Annotated in this window: 17 protein-coding genes; 7 read left to right on the top strand and 10 right to left on the bottom strand. The window is 46.2% G+C overall.

What is annotated here, in order from left to right; genetic code table 11:
- Positions 1–6 precede the first annotated feature (6 nt).
- Positions 7–630: a response regulator transcription factor gene (locus FD963_RS09025; protein WP_215362083.1), complete on the bottom strand. Its 624-nt coding sequence runs from the start codon at positions 628–630 to the stop codon at positions 7–9.
- Between the two features lie 355 nt (positions 631–985).
- Here FD963_RS09025 and FD963_RS10425 point away from each other — a divergent pair, with 355 nt between their 5' ends.
- From FD963_RS10425 to groL, 3 genes are all read left to right on the top strand, one after another.
- Positions 986–1,177 carry a DUF6525 family protein gene (locus tag FD963_RS10425; RefSeq protein WP_371818505.1) on the top strand — a complete coding sequence of 64 codons (192 nt, stop codon included), beginning with the start codon at positions 986–988 and terminating at the stop codon, positions 1,175–1,177.
- 612 nt (positions 1,178–1,789) lie between these two features.
- On the top strand, positions 1,790–2,080 hold the full coding sequence (locus FD963_RS09015) for a co-chaperone GroES (RefSeq protein WP_072582790.1): 291 nt from the start codon (positions 1,790–1,792) through the stop codon (positions 2,078–2,080).
- A 28-nt stretch (positions 2,081–2,108) separates the two neighbouring features.
- A complete protein-coding gene (gene groL, locus FD963_RS09010; protein WP_215320974.1) occupies positions 2,109–3,758 on the top strand; it encodes a chaperonin GroEL in 1,650 nt (549 codons plus the stop codon).
- Between the two features lie 90 nt (positions 3,759–3,848).
- Here the strand turns inward: groL and FD963_RS09005 are convergent, their stop codons facing one another.
- Complete coding sequence (locus tag FD963_RS09005) at positions 3,849–4,826, bottom strand: tripartite tricarboxylate transporter substrate binding protein (RefSeq protein WP_215362079.1); 978 nt, start codon at positions 4,824–4,826, stop codon at positions 3,849–3,851.
- Between the two features lie 264 nt (positions 4,827–5,090).
- Between FD963_RS09005 and FD963_RS09000 the strand changes: the two genes are divergently transcribed.
- Positions 5,091–5,825 (top strand): hypothetical protein, encoded by a 735-nt coding sequence (locus tag FD963_RS09000; protein ID WP_215362077.1) that lies wholly within the window; start codon positions 5,091–5,093, stop codon positions 5,823–5,825.
- Between the two features lie 11 nt (positions 5,826–5,836).
- Here the strand turns inward: FD963_RS09000 and FD963_RS08995 are convergent, their stop codons facing one another.
- From FD963_RS08995 to FD963_RS08980, 4 genes are all read right to left on the bottom strand, one after another.
- The gene (locus FD963_RS08995; protein WP_215362075.1) at positions 5,837–6,628 is read right to left on the bottom strand and encodes a hypothetical protein; all 792 of its coding nucleotides are present in this window, start codon (positions 6,626–6,628) and stop codon (positions 5,837–5,839) included.
- Positions 6,629–6,730: 102 nt separating this feature from the next.
- The gene (locus tag FD963_RS08990) at positions 6,731–8,098 is read right to left on the bottom strand and encodes an NAD(P)(+) transhydrogenase (Re/Si-specific) subunit beta (RefSeq protein WP_215362073.1); all 1,368 of its coding nucleotides are present in this window, start codon (positions 8,096–8,098) and stop codon (positions 6,731–6,733) included.
- A 33-nt stretch (positions 8,099–8,131) separates the two neighbouring features.
- Positions 8,132–8,470, bottom strand: a complete 339-nt coding sequence (locus tag FD963_RS08985; RefSeq protein ID WP_011903634.1) for a proton-translocating transhydrogenase family protein — start codon at positions 8,468–8,470, stop codon at positions 8,132–8,134.
- A 24-nt stretch (positions 8,471–8,494) separates the two neighbouring features.
- A complete protein-coding gene (locus tag FD963_RS08980; RefSeq protein ID WP_215362071.1) occupies positions 8,495–9,625 on the bottom strand; it encodes a Re/Si-specific NAD(P)(+) transhydrogenase subunit alpha in 1,131 nt (376 codons plus the stop codon).
- A 176-nt stretch (positions 9,626–9,801) separates the two neighbouring features.
- Here FD963_RS08980 and mnmA point away from each other — a divergent pair, with 176 nt between their 5' ends.
- The gene (gene mnmA, locus FD963_RS08975) at positions 9,802–10,914 is read left to right on the top strand and encodes a tRNA 2-thiouridine(34) synthase MnmA (RefSeq protein ID WP_215362069.1); all 1,113 of its coding nucleotides are present in this window, start codon (positions 9,802–9,804) and stop codon (positions 10,912–10,914) included.
- 74 nt (positions 10,915–10,988) lie between these two features.
- Here mnmA and FD963_RS08970 read toward each other — a convergent pair whose 3' ends face one another.
- Positions 10,989–11,603 carry a glutathione S-transferase gene (locus FD963_RS08970; RefSeq protein ID WP_215362067.1) on the bottom strand — a complete coding sequence of 205 codons (615 nt, stop codon included), beginning with the start codon at positions 11,601–11,603 and terminating at the stop codon, positions 10,989–10,991.
- 95 nt (positions 11,604–11,698) lie between these two features.
- Here FD963_RS08970 and purB point away from each other — a divergent pair, with 95 nt between their 5' ends.
- On the top strand, positions 11,699–13,078 hold the full coding sequence (gene purB / locus FD963_RS08965; protein WP_215362066.1) for an adenylosuccinate lyase: 1,380 nt from the start codon (positions 11,699–11,701) through the stop codon (positions 13,076–13,078).
- Complete coding sequence (locus tag FD963_RS08960; RefSeq protein ID WP_215362064.1) at positions 13,075–14,430, top strand: 3-deoxy-D-manno-octulosonic acid transferase; 1,356 nt, start codon at positions 13,075–13,077, stop codon at positions 14,428–14,430. The genes purB and FD963_RS08960 overlap by 4 nt, the downstream gene beginning before the upstream one ends.
- A 16-nt stretch (positions 14,431–14,446) precedes the next feature.
- Here FD963_RS08960 and secF read toward each other — a convergent pair whose 3' ends face one another.
- The 3 genes from secF to yajC are packed head-to-tail and all read right to left on the bottom strand — an operon-like array spanning position 14,447 to position 17,636.
- Positions 14,447–15,421 (bottom strand): protein translocase subunit SecF, encoded by a 975-nt coding sequence (secF, locus tag FD963_RS08955; RefSeq protein ID WP_215362062.1) that lies wholly within the window; start codon positions 15,419–15,421, stop codon positions 14,447–14,449.
- A gap of 3 nt (positions 15,422–15,424) precedes the next feature.
- Positions 15,425–17,284, bottom strand: coding sequence for a protein translocase subunit SecD (secD, locus tag FD963_RS08950; RefSeq protein ID WP_215362060.1), 1,860 nt, complete (start codon positions 17,282–17,284; stop codon positions 15,425–15,427).
- 25 nt (positions 17,285–17,309) lie between these two features.
- Positions 17,310–17,636, bottom strand: a complete 327-nt coding sequence (yajC, locus tag FD963_RS08945; RefSeq protein ID WP_215362058.1) for a preprotein translocase subunit YajC — start codon at positions 17,634–17,636, stop codon at positions 17,310–17,312.
- Positions 17,637–17,653: the final 17 nt, after the last annotated feature.

Genomic DNA, 17,653 nt, shown 5'->3' with positions numbered 1-17,653 from the left:
CCTAAATTAGTTCTCGATAATGTTGTTCATGCGACAGAACAATATAAGGTCTGCAATATTGTTAATGCCCAGCTTGTCAAAGACTCTGGTTTTATAAGTAGCTACTGTCTTATTGCTGATATGCAGCATTTCAGAGATTTGTTGATTGGAGTTACCTTTGCCCAGATATTTCATGACCTGTAACTCACGATCAGAAATTAACGCAAGCTTATCGTTGTCACTTAATGAGCTATTGCCATTTTTTCCATGAGTGAAAAAGTTATAGCCTTGGGATATGGCAACGCATGCGGCTAGGATGACATCTGCACCTGCAGTTTTGTTTACAAAGCCATGCCCACCTAATGAGCGCACCCTGCCGCCATAGACTGCTTCATCCATGCTCGACAGTACAAGCATCCGCACATCTGGGTACATCAACCCAATTCGGCGGATGACATCAAAGCCATCCGTTTTGGGCATATCTAGATCAAGGATCACCATATTGGGGTTCACCTCTTTCATGGACCTAAGGCACTCCTCGCCATTCTGAGCTTGTCCTGCGATCTCAAACAGCAACTGGTCCTGCAACATACTTTTAAGAGCCATCAGCATTGCCGGATGGTCATCTACCAACATCACGCGTTTTCTCATTACTTGTCTCCGTTTTGGTTTGGGTTTTGATGAGGGTGCAGCGAAAAAATGGCTTTAGCGATACGGCTATCGTTAATCTGAAGCATCTGATGACGGCTAACGGGCGACATCATGAGGCCGCCATAAGAATTGTCGGCAATCAGAGTGGAGGCGTTTTCTAAATCCTTTACCAACCCAATATTGCTGGCATAAATTTGTATTGGTGAGTAGGGCGATTGCCTGAGTCGGGAAAGCACATCGCGTTCCAGCTCACGTTCACGTATCTGACTCATATCAATATGGACGCCTTCCAATTGCATCTCTGTGATCCATTGCAGCTCTTCAATGCTTCCGGTGAATGTAATGAAATGTAGCAATACGCCAAGCCGTCGTAAACGCAGCAATCCTTCTTTGCAAGCATCGGCGCTATCAGGCTCAGGGATGGTTTGAATACCAATGCTTACCAATCCCACTGGTAGCCGTGAGTTCAGAACGAGTTCACTCATGGCATCCACGTAGCTGCTTGAGGCTATGGCATGGGTTGGTATTGGCAAAATGCCAGGAATAAAGCGACCACTGCGATACCAATAGGCGATGGTGTCTAAACCCTCCATAAAAAGGCGTAGAAGTTGCATGTCAGAAGCAGTCAGTAATGGTCTAAATAAAGATCCTGTCAGTTTTGTTCCCTTGCAGTTAAAAATGGGTTCATGACTAATCGCTTGTCGTTTAGACCAGGATTGGTGTTCTTCAATAGCTTGGCTACTCAGGCCAAGCCAGGGGTCGCCACAGGCGTCTCGTACTTCTTGGAAGGGTTTGTTCTTCCATGCCTTTACAAGCGTGTACAGCCGGGATTTCGGGCTCATCAGCATTCTCCAATCGGTGACTATCCAGTCTAGGCAGGACGGATTGGAGCGGTAAGGGCTTTGGGCTGATTTATCTGTAGGAATTGTCCTACCAGCCTGTCCCTATTATAAAAAAAGGGTTAAATCCTTAAAGAATTTATGGTGATCCGCCCTTGAAATCCCGGGAATCAGACCTATATAATCAGCACTCCCTACATGCGAGTGCTAAAAAGGTAATTTATTCGTAAATAACCCTTGGCTTCCGTGTGAAGAGATTATAAAGCATTGATTTATATAGTTTATTTAAATAGTTAACACTTACTAACATAGGAGAAGAGATGAATTTGCGTCCCTTACATGATCGCGTAATCATCAAGCGTTTAGATCAAGAATCAAAAACTGCTTCCGGAATCATCATTCCTGACGCTGCTGCAGAAAAACCTGATCAAGGTGAAGTATTGGCAGTTGGCCCAGGTAAACGCGATGACAGCGGCAAATTAAACGCACCTGACGTCAAAGTAGGCGATCGCGTGTTGTTTGGCAAATATGCAGGTCAAACAGTAAAAGTTGACAGCGAAGAACTCATCGTGATGCGTGAAGACGACATCATGGCTGTTGTACAGAAGTAATTTCGGTATTTAAGAGAGGAATTTAATCATGGCAGCAAAAGACGTTGTATTTGGAGATAACGCCCGCACCAAAATGGTCGAAGGCGTCAATATTCTTGCTAATGCAGTGAAAACAACTTTGGGACCAAAAGGTCGCAACGTAGTAATCGAGCGTTCATTCGGTGGACCAACGATTACTAAAGACGGCGTATCCGTAGCAAAAGAAATCGAACTCAAAGACAAGCTCCAGAACATGGGCGCGCAGATGGTTAAGGAAGTTGCTTCTAAAACTGCTGACATCGCTGGTGACGGTACAACTACCGCTACTGTATTGGCGCAGTCTATCGTTCGCGAAGGTATGAAGTATGTTGTTTCAGGCCATAATCCAATGGACCTAAAGCGTGGTATTGACAAGGCTGTTGCAGCCGCTATTCAAGAACTCGCAAAAATCAGCAAGCCTTGCACTACCACTAAAGAAATCGCTCAAGTAGGCTCTATTTCTGCAAACAGCGACCACAGTATTGGTCAGCGCATTGCAGAGGCAATGGAAAAAGTAGGTAAAGAAGGCGTTATCACTGTTGAAGATGGTAAGTCATTAGAAGACGAGCTTGAAGTGGTTGAGGGTATGCAGTTTGACCGCGGTTACCTTTCTCCATACTTCATCAATCAACCAGAAAAGCAAGTTGCCGTATTGGAAAGCCCATACGTTCTCTTGTTTGACAAGAAGATTGCCAACATCCGTGATTTGCTCCCAGTGCTTGAGCAAGTAGCAAAGTCTGGTCGTCCATTGTTGATCATTGCAGAAGATGTTGAAGGCGAAGCCTTGGCAACTTTAGTTGTGAACAACATCCGCGGCATCATCAAGACTTGTGCTGTTAAGGCTCCTGGTTTCGGTGACCGTCGTAAAGCCATGTTGGAAGACATTGCAATTTTGACTGGCGGCACAGTAATTGCTGAAGAAATCGGCCTCACACTCGAGAAAACTACCCTTGAGCACCTAGGTCAAGCGAAGCGTATCGAAGTAGGCAAAGAAAACACCATCATTATTGACGGTGCTGGCGATGCTAAAGCAATCGAAGCTCGCGTGAAGAACATTCGTGTTCAGATCGAAGAAGCTACTAGTGACTACGACAAAGAAAAATTGCAAGAGCGTGTAGCCAAGTTGGCTGGCGGTGTTGCAGTGATTCGTGTTGGTGCTGCTACTGAAGTAGAAATGAAAGAGAAAAAGGCTCGTGTTGACGACGCATTGCACGCAACTCGTGCAGCTGTTGAAGAAGGCATTGTTCCTGGCGGTGGCGTAGCCTTGATTCGTGCAATGCAAGGTATCAAGGGCTTGAAAGGCGATAACGCCGATCAAGACGCTGGTATCAGCATCGTATTGCGCGCTATGCAAGAGCCATTGCGTACGATCGTTAGTAACGCTGGTGAAGACGCTGGTGTGGTTGTTAATGCAGTACAAGCAAGTACAGGCAATAACGGCTACAACGCAGCTACTGGTGAATACGGCGACCTCGTTGCACAAGGTGTTATCGACCCAACTAAGGTAACAAAAACTGCATTGGTAAATGCTGCTTCTGTTGCTGGCTTGTTGTTGACAACTGATTGCGCAATCTCTGAAGCACCAAAAGATGAGTCTGCTGGTGGTATGCCTGATATGGGTGGCATGGGTGGAATGGGTGGAATGGGCGGCATGATGTAATAGCCGTTAATTTCCTCAGCTATCTAGCTGTAGAAATAAGAACGCCTGGTTCAAAAGACCAGGCGTTTTTTATTTGTTGCTCTTCTCGAATTAGTCGGGCTGTATACCGCCATCCTTAATCACTTTTTTCATCCTTACCAATCCCTGTGCAATCATTTCTTTTAAATGATCTGGGCCAAGAGGGACAAATTCAAAGCCTTGCTGAATAAGTTGTTCACGCAGCTTTGGATCCTTTAGCGCAGATGCTAAAGACTCATTTAGCTTTTCAATAACCGCTGGTGAAGTACCCTTAGGTGCTAGTAGAGCGCCCCAGGTTGAGAATTCATAACCTTTCACACTCTCACCAATTGTTGGGGTATTGGGAAGCAACGGAGATCGTGTTTTACTTGCTACCCCCAATACCTTTAGCTTTCCAGCACGAATATGGGGAAGTACAACCGATAAAGCGCTGATCATCACTGGCACTTGACCAGCCATGACGTCAGTGACTGCAGCAGCAGCTCCACGATAAGGAATGTGAACGATTGGGGCGCCAGTATATTGGCGGAAGATTTCCATGCCAATATGCTGTGGCGATCCATTGCCCCCAGATGCGTAATCAATCCTACCAGGTTTTTCTTTAGCAATGCGCACTAGGTCCGCTGCGGTATTCCCAGGAAATGTTGGGTTGGCAACCAGCACAAAAGTAATCGCAGCTACTTCAGATATTGGAGAAAAACTTTGAACTGGATCGTAATCAACCTTTTTGTATAGATTGGGTAGCATCGTTAGGATGCTGTCATTAAATGCGCCTAAGATATAGCCATCAGCAGGACTTTGTGCAACCTTAGCTGCGCCAATCAATCCCGCACCCCCGGGAATATTTTCTATTGTGATAGCTTGACCCAGGCTTTCCCCCATTTTTTGCGCAATTGGGCGCATCAAGATATCAACGCCACTTCCCGCTTGAAGCGGCATGACGGTTTGTATGGTTCGGTTAGGATAGCTGCTTTGTGAGCTGGCTGAGCCTACCCAAAAAATTGGGCAGATTGCGATGAGAAAGGTAATAAATGCTGATTTGAATTGCATATAGTCTCGACTTATTAAGTGATGAAGCATTCTGTCGACGCCTCTATGACGTATCTTAGCGCAATAAAAAACCGCCAGTAGATACTTTTCTAAAGCGGCTAGTTTGTAAATCTTATCTAACAACGCCCTCTTCATAACTGAAGAACTAAGGATTAATTTGCTACTGGCGGTTGTAGAAATAAGAGCACCTGGTTCAAAAGATTGGGTGTTTTTTATTTATAAGTGTAAGCTGTACCCAACATTACCACTGGAGCGGGGGTCAAAATGACTAGTCGCAATCAAGCAGCCCACTTCATTTCTGTGAGCCTACTCTTTCTGGGCTTCACCTTTCTTGGTGGGTCTTCAATCGCTCAATCCGCTGACCCTCAGCCAGTATTTCAGAAAAGTGTCTCAAATTTGCGTAACCAGCGTTATTGCGAAGTTTTGCTGGGTAAGCGAGCGTGGATCAATTTGGAAATAAGGGTATTTAATACTCAAGGTCTTAATCTTTGTCCTGAAGCACAGTGGAGGACTTTGACCAAGGAATCGATTGAGAAGTCGTTTGATGCCTCGTTTGTTTTATTGAATGGCCCGCGTTATTGGACGATGGATGAAATACAGGCAGCGGGCAATACTGTCAATGGTGTAAAAGAGTCCTTCGGCGGCATGGAGATGAATTTACGAGCAACTGTGCAAATTGGTTTGCTGAAACAATTGATGGGTAGTAAAAATTACGCCCCCAATGAAGTTACCCGTACTACCAATTTTATTTATAGAGTGGGAAGTGCCGTATATGAACTTACTTCTCCTGGGGGTGATGTTTATGTGATGCAGTCTTATTCACAAATCGTGAATCCCACGCTTAGCATGAAAGATCTCCCGGTATTAAATGAGCAGTTGAAATTACCGGCTGGTTGGACTTACCGAAGCCGCGTTCTCGATCAAGACCTTTCTTTGGTAGCCAATGGTATTGCCTATGTTCTGCAGGACAATTTATCCAATAGCTACCAGAAAAGATAATTTTTTAGTAATTACTGCCAGACTTTTTGAAGTTTTAAAAAATCTGCATTCATGAGATGCGGATCTTGAAGTTGATGTGGGAATTCCAAGGCAAATATCACGTGAAGCGCAAACCACATCAAACCCAAGTAAAGCACTGTCAGAAACCAGTCCTCTTCTTTTTTGATTGCCATAGAGTAACCGCTTAATAAGGCCCCTATTGAGAGCAGAGCAAAGAGAAAGCGGTCGATAATTGCTGGGGGATGTTTTTTTCCATCGAGTATTCCCTCTTGGAATACGTCTAACAGAGATGCAAGTTGGGGCCGCAAGATGTTATCTGCCAAATCCCTAGTGCTGACTGGCGCCCTTCCAATGGATTGATTGATTTCTTCATTAAGAGTATTTAAAGACTTAGCCAAGACATCGTTATGGGCGTCCAGGTCATCTATTTTTTTAAGGTTTTCATATTTAGACATTCTCTGACTAAGAATTTGCTTTAAGGTATTTTGTACCGTGATGCGATCTGTAGGATTCAGGTAATTGCTCGATTGATAGACTTGCTTGAGGGCGTAAGCCTGGTCACGCATTAAGCTAATCCGCTTGTCGTAATGTTCGGTTGCATTTGAAAAAGTGAAGCCAAGTACCAGTGCGGATAAGCCAAAAATTGCCGTTGCCAATGAATCTCTGACAACGACGTGTTCCGAGGTACGAGTTCGATATCTCCCGAAGATCCAGCCTACTAATAAAAATGCCAGGATAGAAGAAAAAAATATTTGCGGCGCATATTGAACGAGATCGAGGTGATTCTCAACGAAATTTGGCATAGCAAGCTCTTGTAAGGTGGTATCGCTTTTTTGAGGAGTTTGTTTAGTGTAATAAAAAACCGCCCGAAGGCGGTTAATTATTTGATGACCTGGAGGGTTGGCTTATTCAACAGCCTTAACCATCTCTTCAACCACCTTCTTCGCATCACCGAAGACCATCATGGTTTTATCCATATAGAAGAGTTCATTGTCTAGGCCTGCATAACCAGCTGCCATCGAACGTTTGTTCACGATGATGGTTTTAGCTTTAAATGCTTCTAAGATTGGCATGCCAAAGATTGGGCTACCTGGAGTACGTGCAGCAGGGTTCACTACGTCGTTGGCACCAAGCACCAGCACTACATCAGCCTGACCAAAGTCGCTATTGATATCTTCCATCTCAAATACTTGGTCATATGGAACTTCGGCCTCGGCTAATAGTACGTTCATGTGACCAGGCATACGACCTGCCACTGGGTGAATCGCATATTTCACAGTCACGCCATGATGAGTCAACTTTTCAGTCAATTCTTTCAATGCATGTTGAGCGCGAGCCACTGCTAAGCCATAACCCGGAACAATGATCACAGTGTCAGCATTTTCCATGAGGAAAGCAGCATCTTCTGGTGAGCCTGTTTTGTAATTCTTGGGGCCACCATCATCACCACCGCCAGCAGCGGCTTCAGCACCAAAGCCACCGAGCAATACGGCCAGAATGGAGCGGTTCATCGCCTTACACATGATGTAAGACAGAATTGCGCCAGAAGAGCCCACGCAAGCACCCGCAATAATCAGCACTGGGTTGTTTAGGGTGAAGCCAATACCAGCAGCCGCCCAACCAGAATAGCTATTGAGCATAGATACAACTACTGGCATATCGGCGCCGCCGATAGGGATGATCAAGGTTACGCCCAATACCAAAGCAATGGCACACATTGCCAAGAAAGCTGCGTGGCTATCACCCATGTAATAAGCAATTCCAGCGCCAACCATTGAGATAGCCAAAATCAAGTTCAGCAAATGTTGACCAGCGAAAGTAACTGGCTTACCGCTGACCTTGCCAGATAACTTACCAAATGCAATGACAGAAGCGGTAAAGGTGATTGCACCAATAAATGCGCCGATAAAGAGCTCAATTTTCTGTGCGCCAGTATGGTCATGCGCTGGATTAAATACAGCAGCGATCGCAATTAATACAGCTGACAAACCTACGAAGGAGTGCATCAAGGCAACTAACTCAGGCATCTTGGTCATTTGTACGCGCTTAGCGGCAAGCGTGCCAATGATGGCGCCAGCCACAACCGCAACACCAATCAAAGAGACGACTGGTTTGAAATCAGGAATGAAGAAAGTGGTGATGACTGCTAACAACATACCAATCATGCCGAAGGTATTACCTTGACGTGAAGTGGTAGGTGAAGACAACCCACGCAAAGCGAGGATGAACAACACCGATGAAATGAGATAAGAAATGGCGGTTATGTTTGACATAGTTTTGGTCTCTATATAGGTCTTGTTCTAGGTTTATTTGGTTCCAGCCGCATCAGCTTTAGGGGCTTTTTTCTTGAACATTTCAAGCATGCGACGGGTGACCATAAAGCCACCAAAAATATTGATAGACGCGAGGAATACCGCTACTGCACCAATAATGCTGGTGAGAGTAATTTCATCGCCACCGATAACTTCAGTTTGGAGCAATGCACCAACGATGATGATGCCGGAGATGGCATTGGTCACCGCCATTAAAGGTGTGTGTAATGCTGGTGTAACGTTCCAAACTACGTGATAGCCAACAAAAATGGCTAATACAAACACGGTAATGTTTTGAACGGTGAGGATGCTTTGAAAGGCAGCGAGATCCATAGTATTTCCTTAGTATTTTTACTATTAGTTTTTGCGGATGGCTTGACCATCACGACACATTAAGCAAGCAGTAACGATGTCATCATCGCTTGGGATAACTAAATTGGCTTCTTTATCCACGATGAGTTTCATGAAATCGAGCAAGTTGCGTGAGTAGAGTGCAGAGGCATCTGCTGCAACCATGCTAGCTAAGTTTGTGTAGCCAACAATTTTCACGCCATTTACATCAATTACTTTGTCTGCTTGCGTTAACGGGCAGTTACCTGAGCCGTTATCACCTTTGCCGGCGGCCAAGTCGATCACGATCGATCCCGGCTTCATATTGGCAACAGTATCGCTATGCAATAGTACTGGTGGCTTGCGTCCTGGAATCAATGCAGTTGTGATCACAATGTCAGCTTGTTGCGCGCGCTCTGCAACCAAGGCCGCTTGACGCTTCATCCAAGCCTCAGGCATTGGGCGGGCATAGCCACCAACGCCTTGTGCAATCTCACGCTCTTCGTCAGTTTCATAAGGAACGTCAACAAACTTGGCGCCCAATGATTCAATTTGTTCTTTAGCGGCTGGACGAACATCAGATGCTTCAATCACTGCGCCAAGACGTTTTGCTGTAGCGATTGCTTGCAAGCCTGCAACACCAGCACCTAAGATTAGTATGCGAGCTGCTTTAACAGTTCCTGCGGCAGTCATCAGCATTGGCATGAAGCGTTGATATTCATTTGCGGCAACTAATACTGCTTTGTAACCAGCAATATTTGCTTGTGAAGATAAAACGTCCATGCTTTGTGCGCGTGTTGTGCGTGGCGCAGCCTCTAAAGAGAATGCAGTAAGGCCTTGCGCAGCCATGGCTGCAATCATGTCGTTGTCAAACGGATCGAGCATGCCTAAGAGCACAGCACCGGATTTAATTTGCTTGAGTTCAGCCGCTTCGGGCGCGCGTACTTTGAGCACAATCTCAGCACCGAATGCATCTGCAGCGGTACCAATGCTTGCGCCTACGGCTTCGAATGCAGAGTCAGGTTGACTGGCTTTTACTCCGGCGTCTTTTTGAATAACGACGGTATGACCTTGACCAATTAATTTTTTAACGGTTTCTGGTGTGGCGGCTACTCGAGTTTCCCCGGGCCTTGTTTCCAGTGGCACTCCTATGCGCATGGCATGTCTCCAAAAGCAAAATTTATAAAAAATCTATTTTAGTTAAATAGGGCTAATTGCGCCTATTTACTCATCCCTAAGTCCTCTTGCTTGGTTTTTGCCTGAAATTCTGTGAAATCAGACTAAGACTTCTACAATATGGTCTGTAAGCTTATATTGAATTTTCGCATTTTTTGATGATCCCGCTCAATTCTTCCTCAATCCCGTCCTCCCAGCCCAAGAAAGTCGTTATTGGCATGTCTGGAGGGGTAGATTCGTCAGTTGCAGCCTGGATGCTCAAGGAGCAGGGCTTTGAAGTTATTGGCCTTTTTATGAAAAATTGGGAAGATGACGATAACGACGAGTACTGTTCTGCTCGTCAAGACTGGCTCGATGTGGTTTCAGTCGCCGATATGATCGGAATAGACGTTGAGGCAGTCAATTTTGCCGCCGAATACCGTGAGCGTGTATTTGCTGATTTCTTGCGCGAGTACGCTGCGGGGCGAACGCCCAACCCCGATGTCTTATGTAATGCCGAAATTAAGTTCAAAGCTTTCTTGGATCATGCCATGAGTTTGGGTGCTGACGCTATTGCTACAGGTCACTATGCGCGCGTACGCCACGATGGCGGAAAAGTGCAGTTATTGAAAGCTGTCGATGCCAGTAAAGACCAAAGTTATTTCTTGCATCGTTTAACGCAGCAACAATTAGCAAACGTGATGTTCCCGCTTGGAGAAATCCCCAAAACGGAAGTCAGAAAAATTGCAGAGCAAATTGGTTTGCACAATGCTAAAAAGAAAGACTCCACCGGCATTTGCTTTATTGGCGAACGTCCTTTTAGGGAATTTTTAAATCGCTATTTGCCGCGCGTACCTGGCCCGATTAAAACACCTGAAGGTAAGACGGTTGGTGGGCATATGGGCTTAGCCTTCTTCACCTTGGGTCAGCGCAAAGGTATTGGTTTGGGTGGTAGTCAAGATGGTAATGGTGACGCCTGGTATGTAGCGCGCAAGGACGTTCCTAATAACACCTTGTATGTAGCCCAAGGCCACGAACACCCATGGCTATTGGCTAATCAGCTTGCTGCGATGGATGCCAGTTGGGTTTCTGGTGTTGCACCAACACCTGGAAATTATTCTGCTAAGACACGTTATCGACAAGCAGACTCTGCTTGCATTTTGAGTGCTGGTGATGAAGTGCTGAGCTTTGACTTGAGTTTTCCAGAAGCGCAGTGGGCCGTTACTCCTGGACAATCCGCTGTTCTTTATGACGGAGACGTTTGTTTGGGCGGTGGAATTATTTCTGCATAATTTTCATCAGCAAGTAGTCGATACAAAAATGCCAATCAAAACTGATTGGCATTTTTAATTCAGCAGCAGGTTGATTAAGCGGTGGGTGGTTCGGTTTCAATAAAAGAAGGTCGCTGTAATAATTTTTGATACAGACGATCTAAATTTGGATATTGGGTTTGCCATTTCACTTCTGGAAAGCGAAATAATAAATATCCGATTGCGCAACCTACTGCGATATCTGCCAAGGTGATTTGATTGCCGTGACACCAGGCATTTCCACCCAGTTGTTCGGACATTTGACGAAGAGCACCATTAATCTTGCCCATTTGGCGGTCATACCAGGTCTGGCTTTGTTGTTCTGCTGGGCGCAAGGTGCGCTCTAAACGGGCCAAAATGCCAGCATCCATCACTCCGTCTGCTAGCGCTTCCCACGTTTTCACGGCAGCGCGTTCACGATTATCTGTTGGAATGAGCTTGCTGACTGGGCTTAGGCCATCAGCGTATTCAGCGATGACGCGGGAGTCATAAATAGCCTCGCCATCGTCAGCCATTAGGCAAGGAACCTTGCCAAGGGGGTTGTTTAGGGCTATTTTGGTGTCTGCAGCCCAGACATTCTCTAATTCGAGGTCAACATCGACCTTTTTCTCGTTAAAAACAATGCGTACTTTACGTACATAGGGGCTGGTAAGGGATCCGATAAGTTTCATGGGCTCAAGTATAGCGATCCTATTAGGGGTTTGCTGTATGCCAGAACGCATTAAAATCAGCTTTTATTGACATATTCAATGCAAAGGCAATATTCGTGAGTCAGCCGCTTTCAACCCTAAATGCCCTTTCCCCCTTAGATGGCCGTTATGCCGGAAAACTGGATGCCTTGCGTCCCTGGCTTTCCGAAGCCGCTTTTATGCGCCAACGTGTTTTTGTGGAAATTCATTGGCTCTTGGCTTTGGCTGCTGCCGGCTTGCCTGATGTCCCAAAAATTAATGCGGCTGACGAAGCCTTTTTGCTCTCGCTCCCAGAAAACTTTTCAGATGCAGATGCTCAGCGTATTAAAGATATCGAAGCAGTAACCAACCACGACGTAAAAGCGGTTGAGTACTTCTTGAAAGAAAAAGTTGCTGGGCGACCAGATTTGTTGAAAGCAAGTGAGTTCATTCACTTTGCCTGTACATCGGAAGACATCAACAATACCTCTCACGGTTTAATGTTGCGCGGTGCCCGCGATGAGGTGCTCTTGCCTCAACTCAGAAAAGTACTTTCAGTACTGACTGATCTCGCGATTGAGAACGCTAAAGTGCCCTTGCTCTCTCGCACTCATGGCCAGCCAGCCTCCCCAAGCACCTTGGGTAAAGAAATTGCCAATATTGCCAAGCGTTTAGAGCGTGCGATCGAATCTATCGCTGCAGCCCCTTTACTAGGTAAGATGAATGGCGCGGTAGGTAACTACAACGCTCATATGTCAGCATATCCTGATTTTGATTGGGAAAATTTTTCCAAGAGCGTGGTTGAGAAACGTCTAGGTTTAACATTCAACGCCTATACCATTCAAATTGAGCCACACGACGGTATGGCCCAGCTCTTTGATGCGATCGCCCGGGCCAATACGATTCTTTTGGATATGGATCGCGACTTCTGGGCTTACATCTCTGTTGGTTACTTTAAGCAGCGCACTAAAGCAGGTGAGATTGGTTCATCTACGATGCCCCATAAAGTGAATCCGATTGATTTTGAAAACTCCGAAGGTAACTTGGGTGTTGCCAATGCATTGCTGCGTCACCTTGCGGAAAAATTACCAATCTCTCGTTGGCAGCGCGACTTGACTGACTCCACTGTCTTGCGCAATCTGGGTCCCGCATTTGGCCATAGCGTATTGGCTTATGACAGCGCGTTGCGCGGCCTTGGTAAGTTAGAGGTAAATCATGCTGCAATCGCTGCTGATTTAGACGCATGTTGGGAAGTATTGGCTGAGCCAGTACAAACTGTGATGCGTCGTTACGGCATTGAGAATCCCTATGAGCAGTTAAAAGAATTGACTCGTGGCAAAGGCATTAATCAGGCAGATTTACAAACATTTATTCGTGGCTTGAAGATTCCTGAGGATGCAAAAGCGCGTTTGTTGGAGATGACACCATCTTCTTACTTAGGTAAGGCGGTCGAGTTGACCGAACGTCTCAAAAAGTGAGCTTGACTACCAATTCAGAATTCGGGGTACGTCCCCGGATCTGGTTTGCTGCTTATCAATTCTTATGGCATCTGTTATTGCCCTTGGCTTTCGTTCGTCTAGCTTGGCGTGCACGTCACGCCTTCTCCTACCTTCATCACATTCCGGAGCGACTAGGCTTTGGCTACAGCAAGCCTATTTCTCAAGGCTCTATTTGGATTCATGCGGTATCGGTAGGTGAGACGCGCGCTGCTCAACCATTGATTGAAGCTTATCTTGCTGAGGGCGAATCCGTTTTACTCACCCACATGACTCTGAATGGCCGCCGCACTGGCAAGCAGTTATTTGCCAGAGAGATTGCTGCTGGGCAAATTCGACAAGTCTATTTACCTTATGACCTCTGCTGGTCTGTAGAGCATTTCTTGAAGACTTTTAAGCCAAAGTTTGGCCTCTTCATGGAAACTGAGGCATGGCCGACTGTGGTCTTCCGTTGTAAAGAAATTGGCTTACCCCTATTTCTAGTGAATGCCCGCCTCTCCGAGAGGAGCGCCCTACGCGTTAATCGATTTGGTAAAGCGGGGCGTGCATTATTTCAAGCCTTTACGGGAATCCTAGCGCAGACTGAGTTTGATGCAGGGCGTTATCGTAGCCTAGGCGTTAAAAATGTTGTTATTACCGGCAATCTGAAATTTGATGTTCCACTCAACCCGCAATTACTTGCTAAAGGCAAGGAGTGGCAGAAGGAACTGCATGCTGGAAATCGCTTGCTGGTAAGTGCTGCCAGTACACGCGATGGAGAAGAGGCCATCATTCTGAAGGCCTGGAAAGATTTACTCTTAAGCAATGCTTTCGCAATCCCTCCTTTACTTTGTTTGGTGCCGCGTCATCCGGAGCGCTTCTTAGAAGTAGCAGATCAAATTAACAATACTGGCTTCAAGTTTCGCCGTCGTAGCGAGTGGGCTGGCATTCCGAGTGAGTGCGCTGGATTGGATGTTGTTCTGGGTGATTCCATGGGTGAGATGCCGATGTATTACGGCGCCTCTGACCTGGTATTGATGGGCGGAAGTTTGCTGCCTTTTGGGGGTCAAAACCTGATTGAGGCTTGTGCAGCGGGTTGCCCTGTTCTTTTAGGTGAGTACACCTATAACTTTCAACAGGCTGCCTTAGATGCGATTAATAGTGGCGCGGCTAAACGCATTCAGGGTGAGTTGCTTTTAACGGAGCCAATAGCCTTAATGGAGGCCTTGAAAGAGTTGCTCCTGAATGCTGCTGAGTTGGTGAAGATGAGCGCCGCTGCTAAGGCTTATTCAACTGAACACCAAGGTGCAACTAACAGAATCTTAGCCGCTCTTGATCAACAAAACTTACGCTAAATTAGAGATTACTGAGTTAAACCCGTGCCCCGAAGTTGGGATCATCGTTGCGGGCATTGTCATCTGGCTTTTTATCGCCCTTCACTAAATCTTCACGTTTAACACCAAGCCACATGGCCAATGCTGCAGCAACGAAGACTGAAGAGTAGATACCAAACAAAATACCAATGGTCAGTGCTAATGCAAAGTAGAAGAGTGTTGGACCACCGAAGACCAGCATTGCCAGAACCATCATCTCAGTACTGCCGTGAGTGATTACGGTCCGGCTGATAGTGCTCGTAATTGCGTTATCAATGATTTCACGGGTATTCATCTTGCGATATTTGCGGAAGTTCTCACGAATACGGTCAAAGATCACGACGGATTCGTTTACTGAATAGCCCAGAACCGCAAGAACGGCTGCCAATACTGAGAGGGAGAACTCCCACTGAAAGAAGGCAAAGAAGCCCAGGATGATGACAACGTCATGTAAGTTCGCAATGATGCCGGCAAGCGCAAACTTCCACTCAAAGCGGAAAGATAGATACACCACGATGCCAATGATTACAAAGATGAGTGCTTTTAGGCCGTCAATAGCTAACTCTTGACCCACCTGTGGGCCAACAAATTCAACGCGCTGCAATTTCACGCCAGTCGTTGCTGGTTCAAGCGCTTGCATTACTGCCGTGCTCTGATCAGCAGAAGAAATCAACTTGCCTTCAGCATCTTTTTGCAATGGCAGGCGAATCATGACATCGCGTGAGCTACCAAAGTTCTGAATCTGAGTATCTGCATAGCCGAGCTTCTCAACCTTGGCGCGAATAGAGTCCAATGGCGCAGTTTGTGGATAGCTGACTTCCATCACCGTGCCACCAGTAAATTCGATGGAGAGATGCAGGCCGTTATGCCAGAGGAAAAAGACTGCAGCTAAAAAAGTAATTAAAGAAATCGCATTGAGCACCAATGCATGGCGCATAAAGGGGATATCTTTTTTGATCCGGAAAAATTCCATGGCTTATTTCTCCTGTGGGCGCCAAACTTGGCCGATAGCGAGTTTTTGAATCTTCTTATGTCTGCCGTACCAGAGGTTAACAAGGCCACGTGAGAAGAAGACAGCCGAGAACATTGAAGTCAGAATACCTAAACAGTGAACCACTGCGAAGCCTTTGATGGGGCCCGATCCAAATGCCAATAAGGCTAGACCAGCAATCAAAGTCGTTACGTTAGAGTCCAGAATCGTTGCCCAGGCTTTGTCGAAGCCGACAGAAATGGCTGTTTGTGGCGAAGCTCCGTTACGCAACTCTTCACGAATACGCTCGTTAATCAACACGTTGGAGTCAATAGCCATACCCAGAGCCAAGGCCATCGCTGCGATACCTGGCAAGGTGAGGGTGGCTTGCAGCATTGATAGCACTGAGATCAGCAAGAGTAAGTTCACTGCCAAAGCGACAACAGAGAAAGTGCCAAATAGTAAGTAGTAGGCCATCATGAAAATCGCGATCGCTGTAAAGCCGATTAAGAGTGACTTAAAGCCCTTCTCAATATTTTCTGCGCCAAGACTTGGTCCAATAGTGCGTTCTTCAATGATTTCCATTGGCGCTGCCAAAGATCCAGCACGCAAGAGCAGGGCTAAGTCATTAGCGCTCTCGGTAGTTGGCTGACCAGTGATTTGGAACTTAGAGCCAAACTCACTTTGAATAGTGGCGATGGTGAGTACTTCACCTTTACCCTTTTCAAACAAGATCATGCCCATAGGCTTGCCGATATTTTCGCGAGTCACTTCTTGCATGACGCGCCCACCAGCAGCATCTAGGGAGATGTTTACTGCTGGGCGCTGGTTTTGGTCAAAACCAGCGCTAGCATCGGTAATACGGTCGCCACTGAAGATCACTGATTTTTTAAATACACCCAAACGATTTTCTCCAAAGCGGAAAGTATCCATACCCGGAGGAGGAGTTTCGCCTAAGCCAATGGTAGACACCAAGGGATCGGCTAGGCGAGACTCTAGAGTTGCCGTGCGGCCAATAATGTCTTTGGCACGAGCGGTATCTTGTACTCCAGGTAGTTGCACCACAATGCGCTCAGCACCTTGTTGTTGGATCACCGGCTCTTTAACCGCCAATTCGTTCACACGCTTATTCAGGGTGATGATGTTTTGCTTAACGGCGTTGTCTTGAATTTCCTTCAAGGCAGTCGGCTTAAATTCGCCCACTAATTTTGGTAAAGAGCCATTGGATTTGATTAGCCAAATCAGCTCAGGTTGGCCTGTTGTAAGTAATGCGCGTGCTTTATCAGCGTCTTCGACATTGGCGAAATTAATCGAGATGAAATCAGCGCCACGCTCAATACCTTGATGACGAATGCTCTTGTCACGTAATTGACTGCGAATATCGCCTGCCAAGGAAGTCACTTTTTTCTGGACTGCGCCCTTCATATCGACTTGTAAGAGGAAGTAGACGCCGCCACGCAAATCCAAGCCCAGTGGCATTGGTAATGCATTGATTGCACTTAACCAGCCCGGTGTATTGGACAGAAGGTTTAAGGCAACGGTGTAGTTGGGATCATTTTGATCAACATTCATTTTCTGCTGCAATAGATCGCGCGCGCGCAATTGAATGTCAGTGTTATTGAAGCGAACTTTGATAGAGCCTACATTGCCAGCGACTTCAAAGAAGAGGCCGGTGTTACTAATGTTGGCTTCTGTCAGAATTTTTTCGACACGAGCCTGTGTTGCCAAATCAACCTTGATGGTTGGCTTGGCAGACGAGACCTGAACCGCTGGAGCCTCACCATAGAAATTGGGTAATGAATATAGTCCGCCGATCAGCAAGGCAACGGCAATGACTAGATATTTCCAGAGAGGGTAGCGATTCATATTGAGATACTTTTAAACAATAAAATTAAGCAGACTTCAGTGTGCCCTTTGGCAATACTGTAGTGATAGCGCCTTTTTGCATGTGCACTTCAGTGCCAGCAGAAATTTCAACGGTAACCACTTGGTCTTTCAATGCTGTTACTTTGCCCATGATGCCGCCAACAGTAACAACCTCATCACCAACGCCTAATGACTCGAGCATTGCTTTAGTTTCTTTTTGACGCTTCATTTGTGGGCGAATCATGATGAAGTACAAAACTGCAAACATCAAAATCAAGGGGAGAAAGCTCATCAAGCCATTGGAATCTGCGCCCGCTGCAGGAGCTTGGGCAAAAGCGTTACTAATCCACATACAAAACCTCCGTTAAT

Source organism: Polynucleobacter sp. JS-JIR-II-50, assembly GCF_018687895.1.
Taxonomy (GTDB): Bacteria; Pseudomonadota; Gammaproteobacteria; order Burkholderiales; family Burkholderiaceae; genus Polynucleobacter.
Note: the sequence above shows the minus strand (reverse complement) of the source record. Positions and strands in the feature narration are given on the sequence as shown.

What these genes read in the sequence shown, in the direction of transcription:
- FD963_RS09025 (WP_215362083.1), bottom strand. Translation starts at nt 630, where the DNA reads ATGAGAAAACGCGTGATGTTGGTAGATGACCATCCGGCAATGCTGATG.
- FD963_RS09015 (WP_072582790.1), top strand. Translation starts at nt 1,790, where the DNA reads ATGAATTTGCGTCCCTTACATGATCGCGTAATCATCAAGCGTTTAGAT.
- groL (WP_215320974.1), top strand. Translation starts at nt 2,109, where the DNA reads ATGGCAGCAAAAGACGTTGTATTTGGAGATAACGCCCGCACCAAAATG.
- FD963_RS09005 (WP_215362079.1), bottom strand. Translation starts at nt 4,826, where the DNA reads ATGCAATTCAAATCAGCATTTATTACCTTTCTCATCGCAATCTGCCCA.
- FD963_RS09000 (WP_215362077.1), top strand. Translation starts at nt 5,091, where the DNA reads ATGACTAGTCGCAATCAAGCAGCCCACTTCATTTCTGTGAGCCTACTC.
- FD963_RS08995 (WP_215362075.1), bottom strand. Translation starts at nt 6,628, where the DNA reads ATGCCAAATTTCGTTGAGAATCACCTCGATCTCGTTCAATATGCGCCG.
- FD963_RS08990 (WP_215362073.1), bottom strand. Translation starts at nt 8,098, where the DNA reads ATGTCAAACATAACCGCCATTTCTTATCTCATTTCATCGGTGTTGTTC.
- FD963_RS08985 (WP_011903634.1), bottom strand. Translation starts at nt 8,470, where the DNA reads ATGGATCTCGCTGCCTTTCAAAGCATCCTCACCGTTCAAAACATTACC.
- FD963_RS08980 (WP_215362071.1), bottom strand. Translation starts at nt 9,625, where the DNA reads ATGCGCATAGGAGTGCCACTGGAAACAAGGCCCGGGGAAACTCGAGTA.
- mnmA (WP_215362069.1), top strand. Translation starts at nt 9,802, where the DNA reads ATGATCCCGCTCAATTCTTCCTCAATCCCGTCCTCCCAGCCCAAGAAA.
- FD963_RS08970 (WP_215362067.1), bottom strand. Translation starts at nt 11,603, where the DNA reads ATGAAACTTATCGGATCCCTTACCAGCCCCTATGTACGTAAAGTACGC.
- secF (WP_215362062.1), bottom strand. Translation starts at nt 15,421, where the DNA reads ATGGAATTTTTCCGGATCAAAAAAGATATCCCCTTTATGCGCCATGCA.
- secD (WP_215362060.1), bottom strand. Translation starts at nt 17,284, where the DNA reads ATGAATCGCTACCCTCTCTGGAAATATCTAGTCATTGCCGTTGCCTTG.
- yajC (WP_215362058.1), bottom strand. Translation starts at nt 17,636, where the DNA reads ATGTGGATTAGTAACGCTTTTGCCCAAGCTCCTGCAGCGGGCGCAGAT.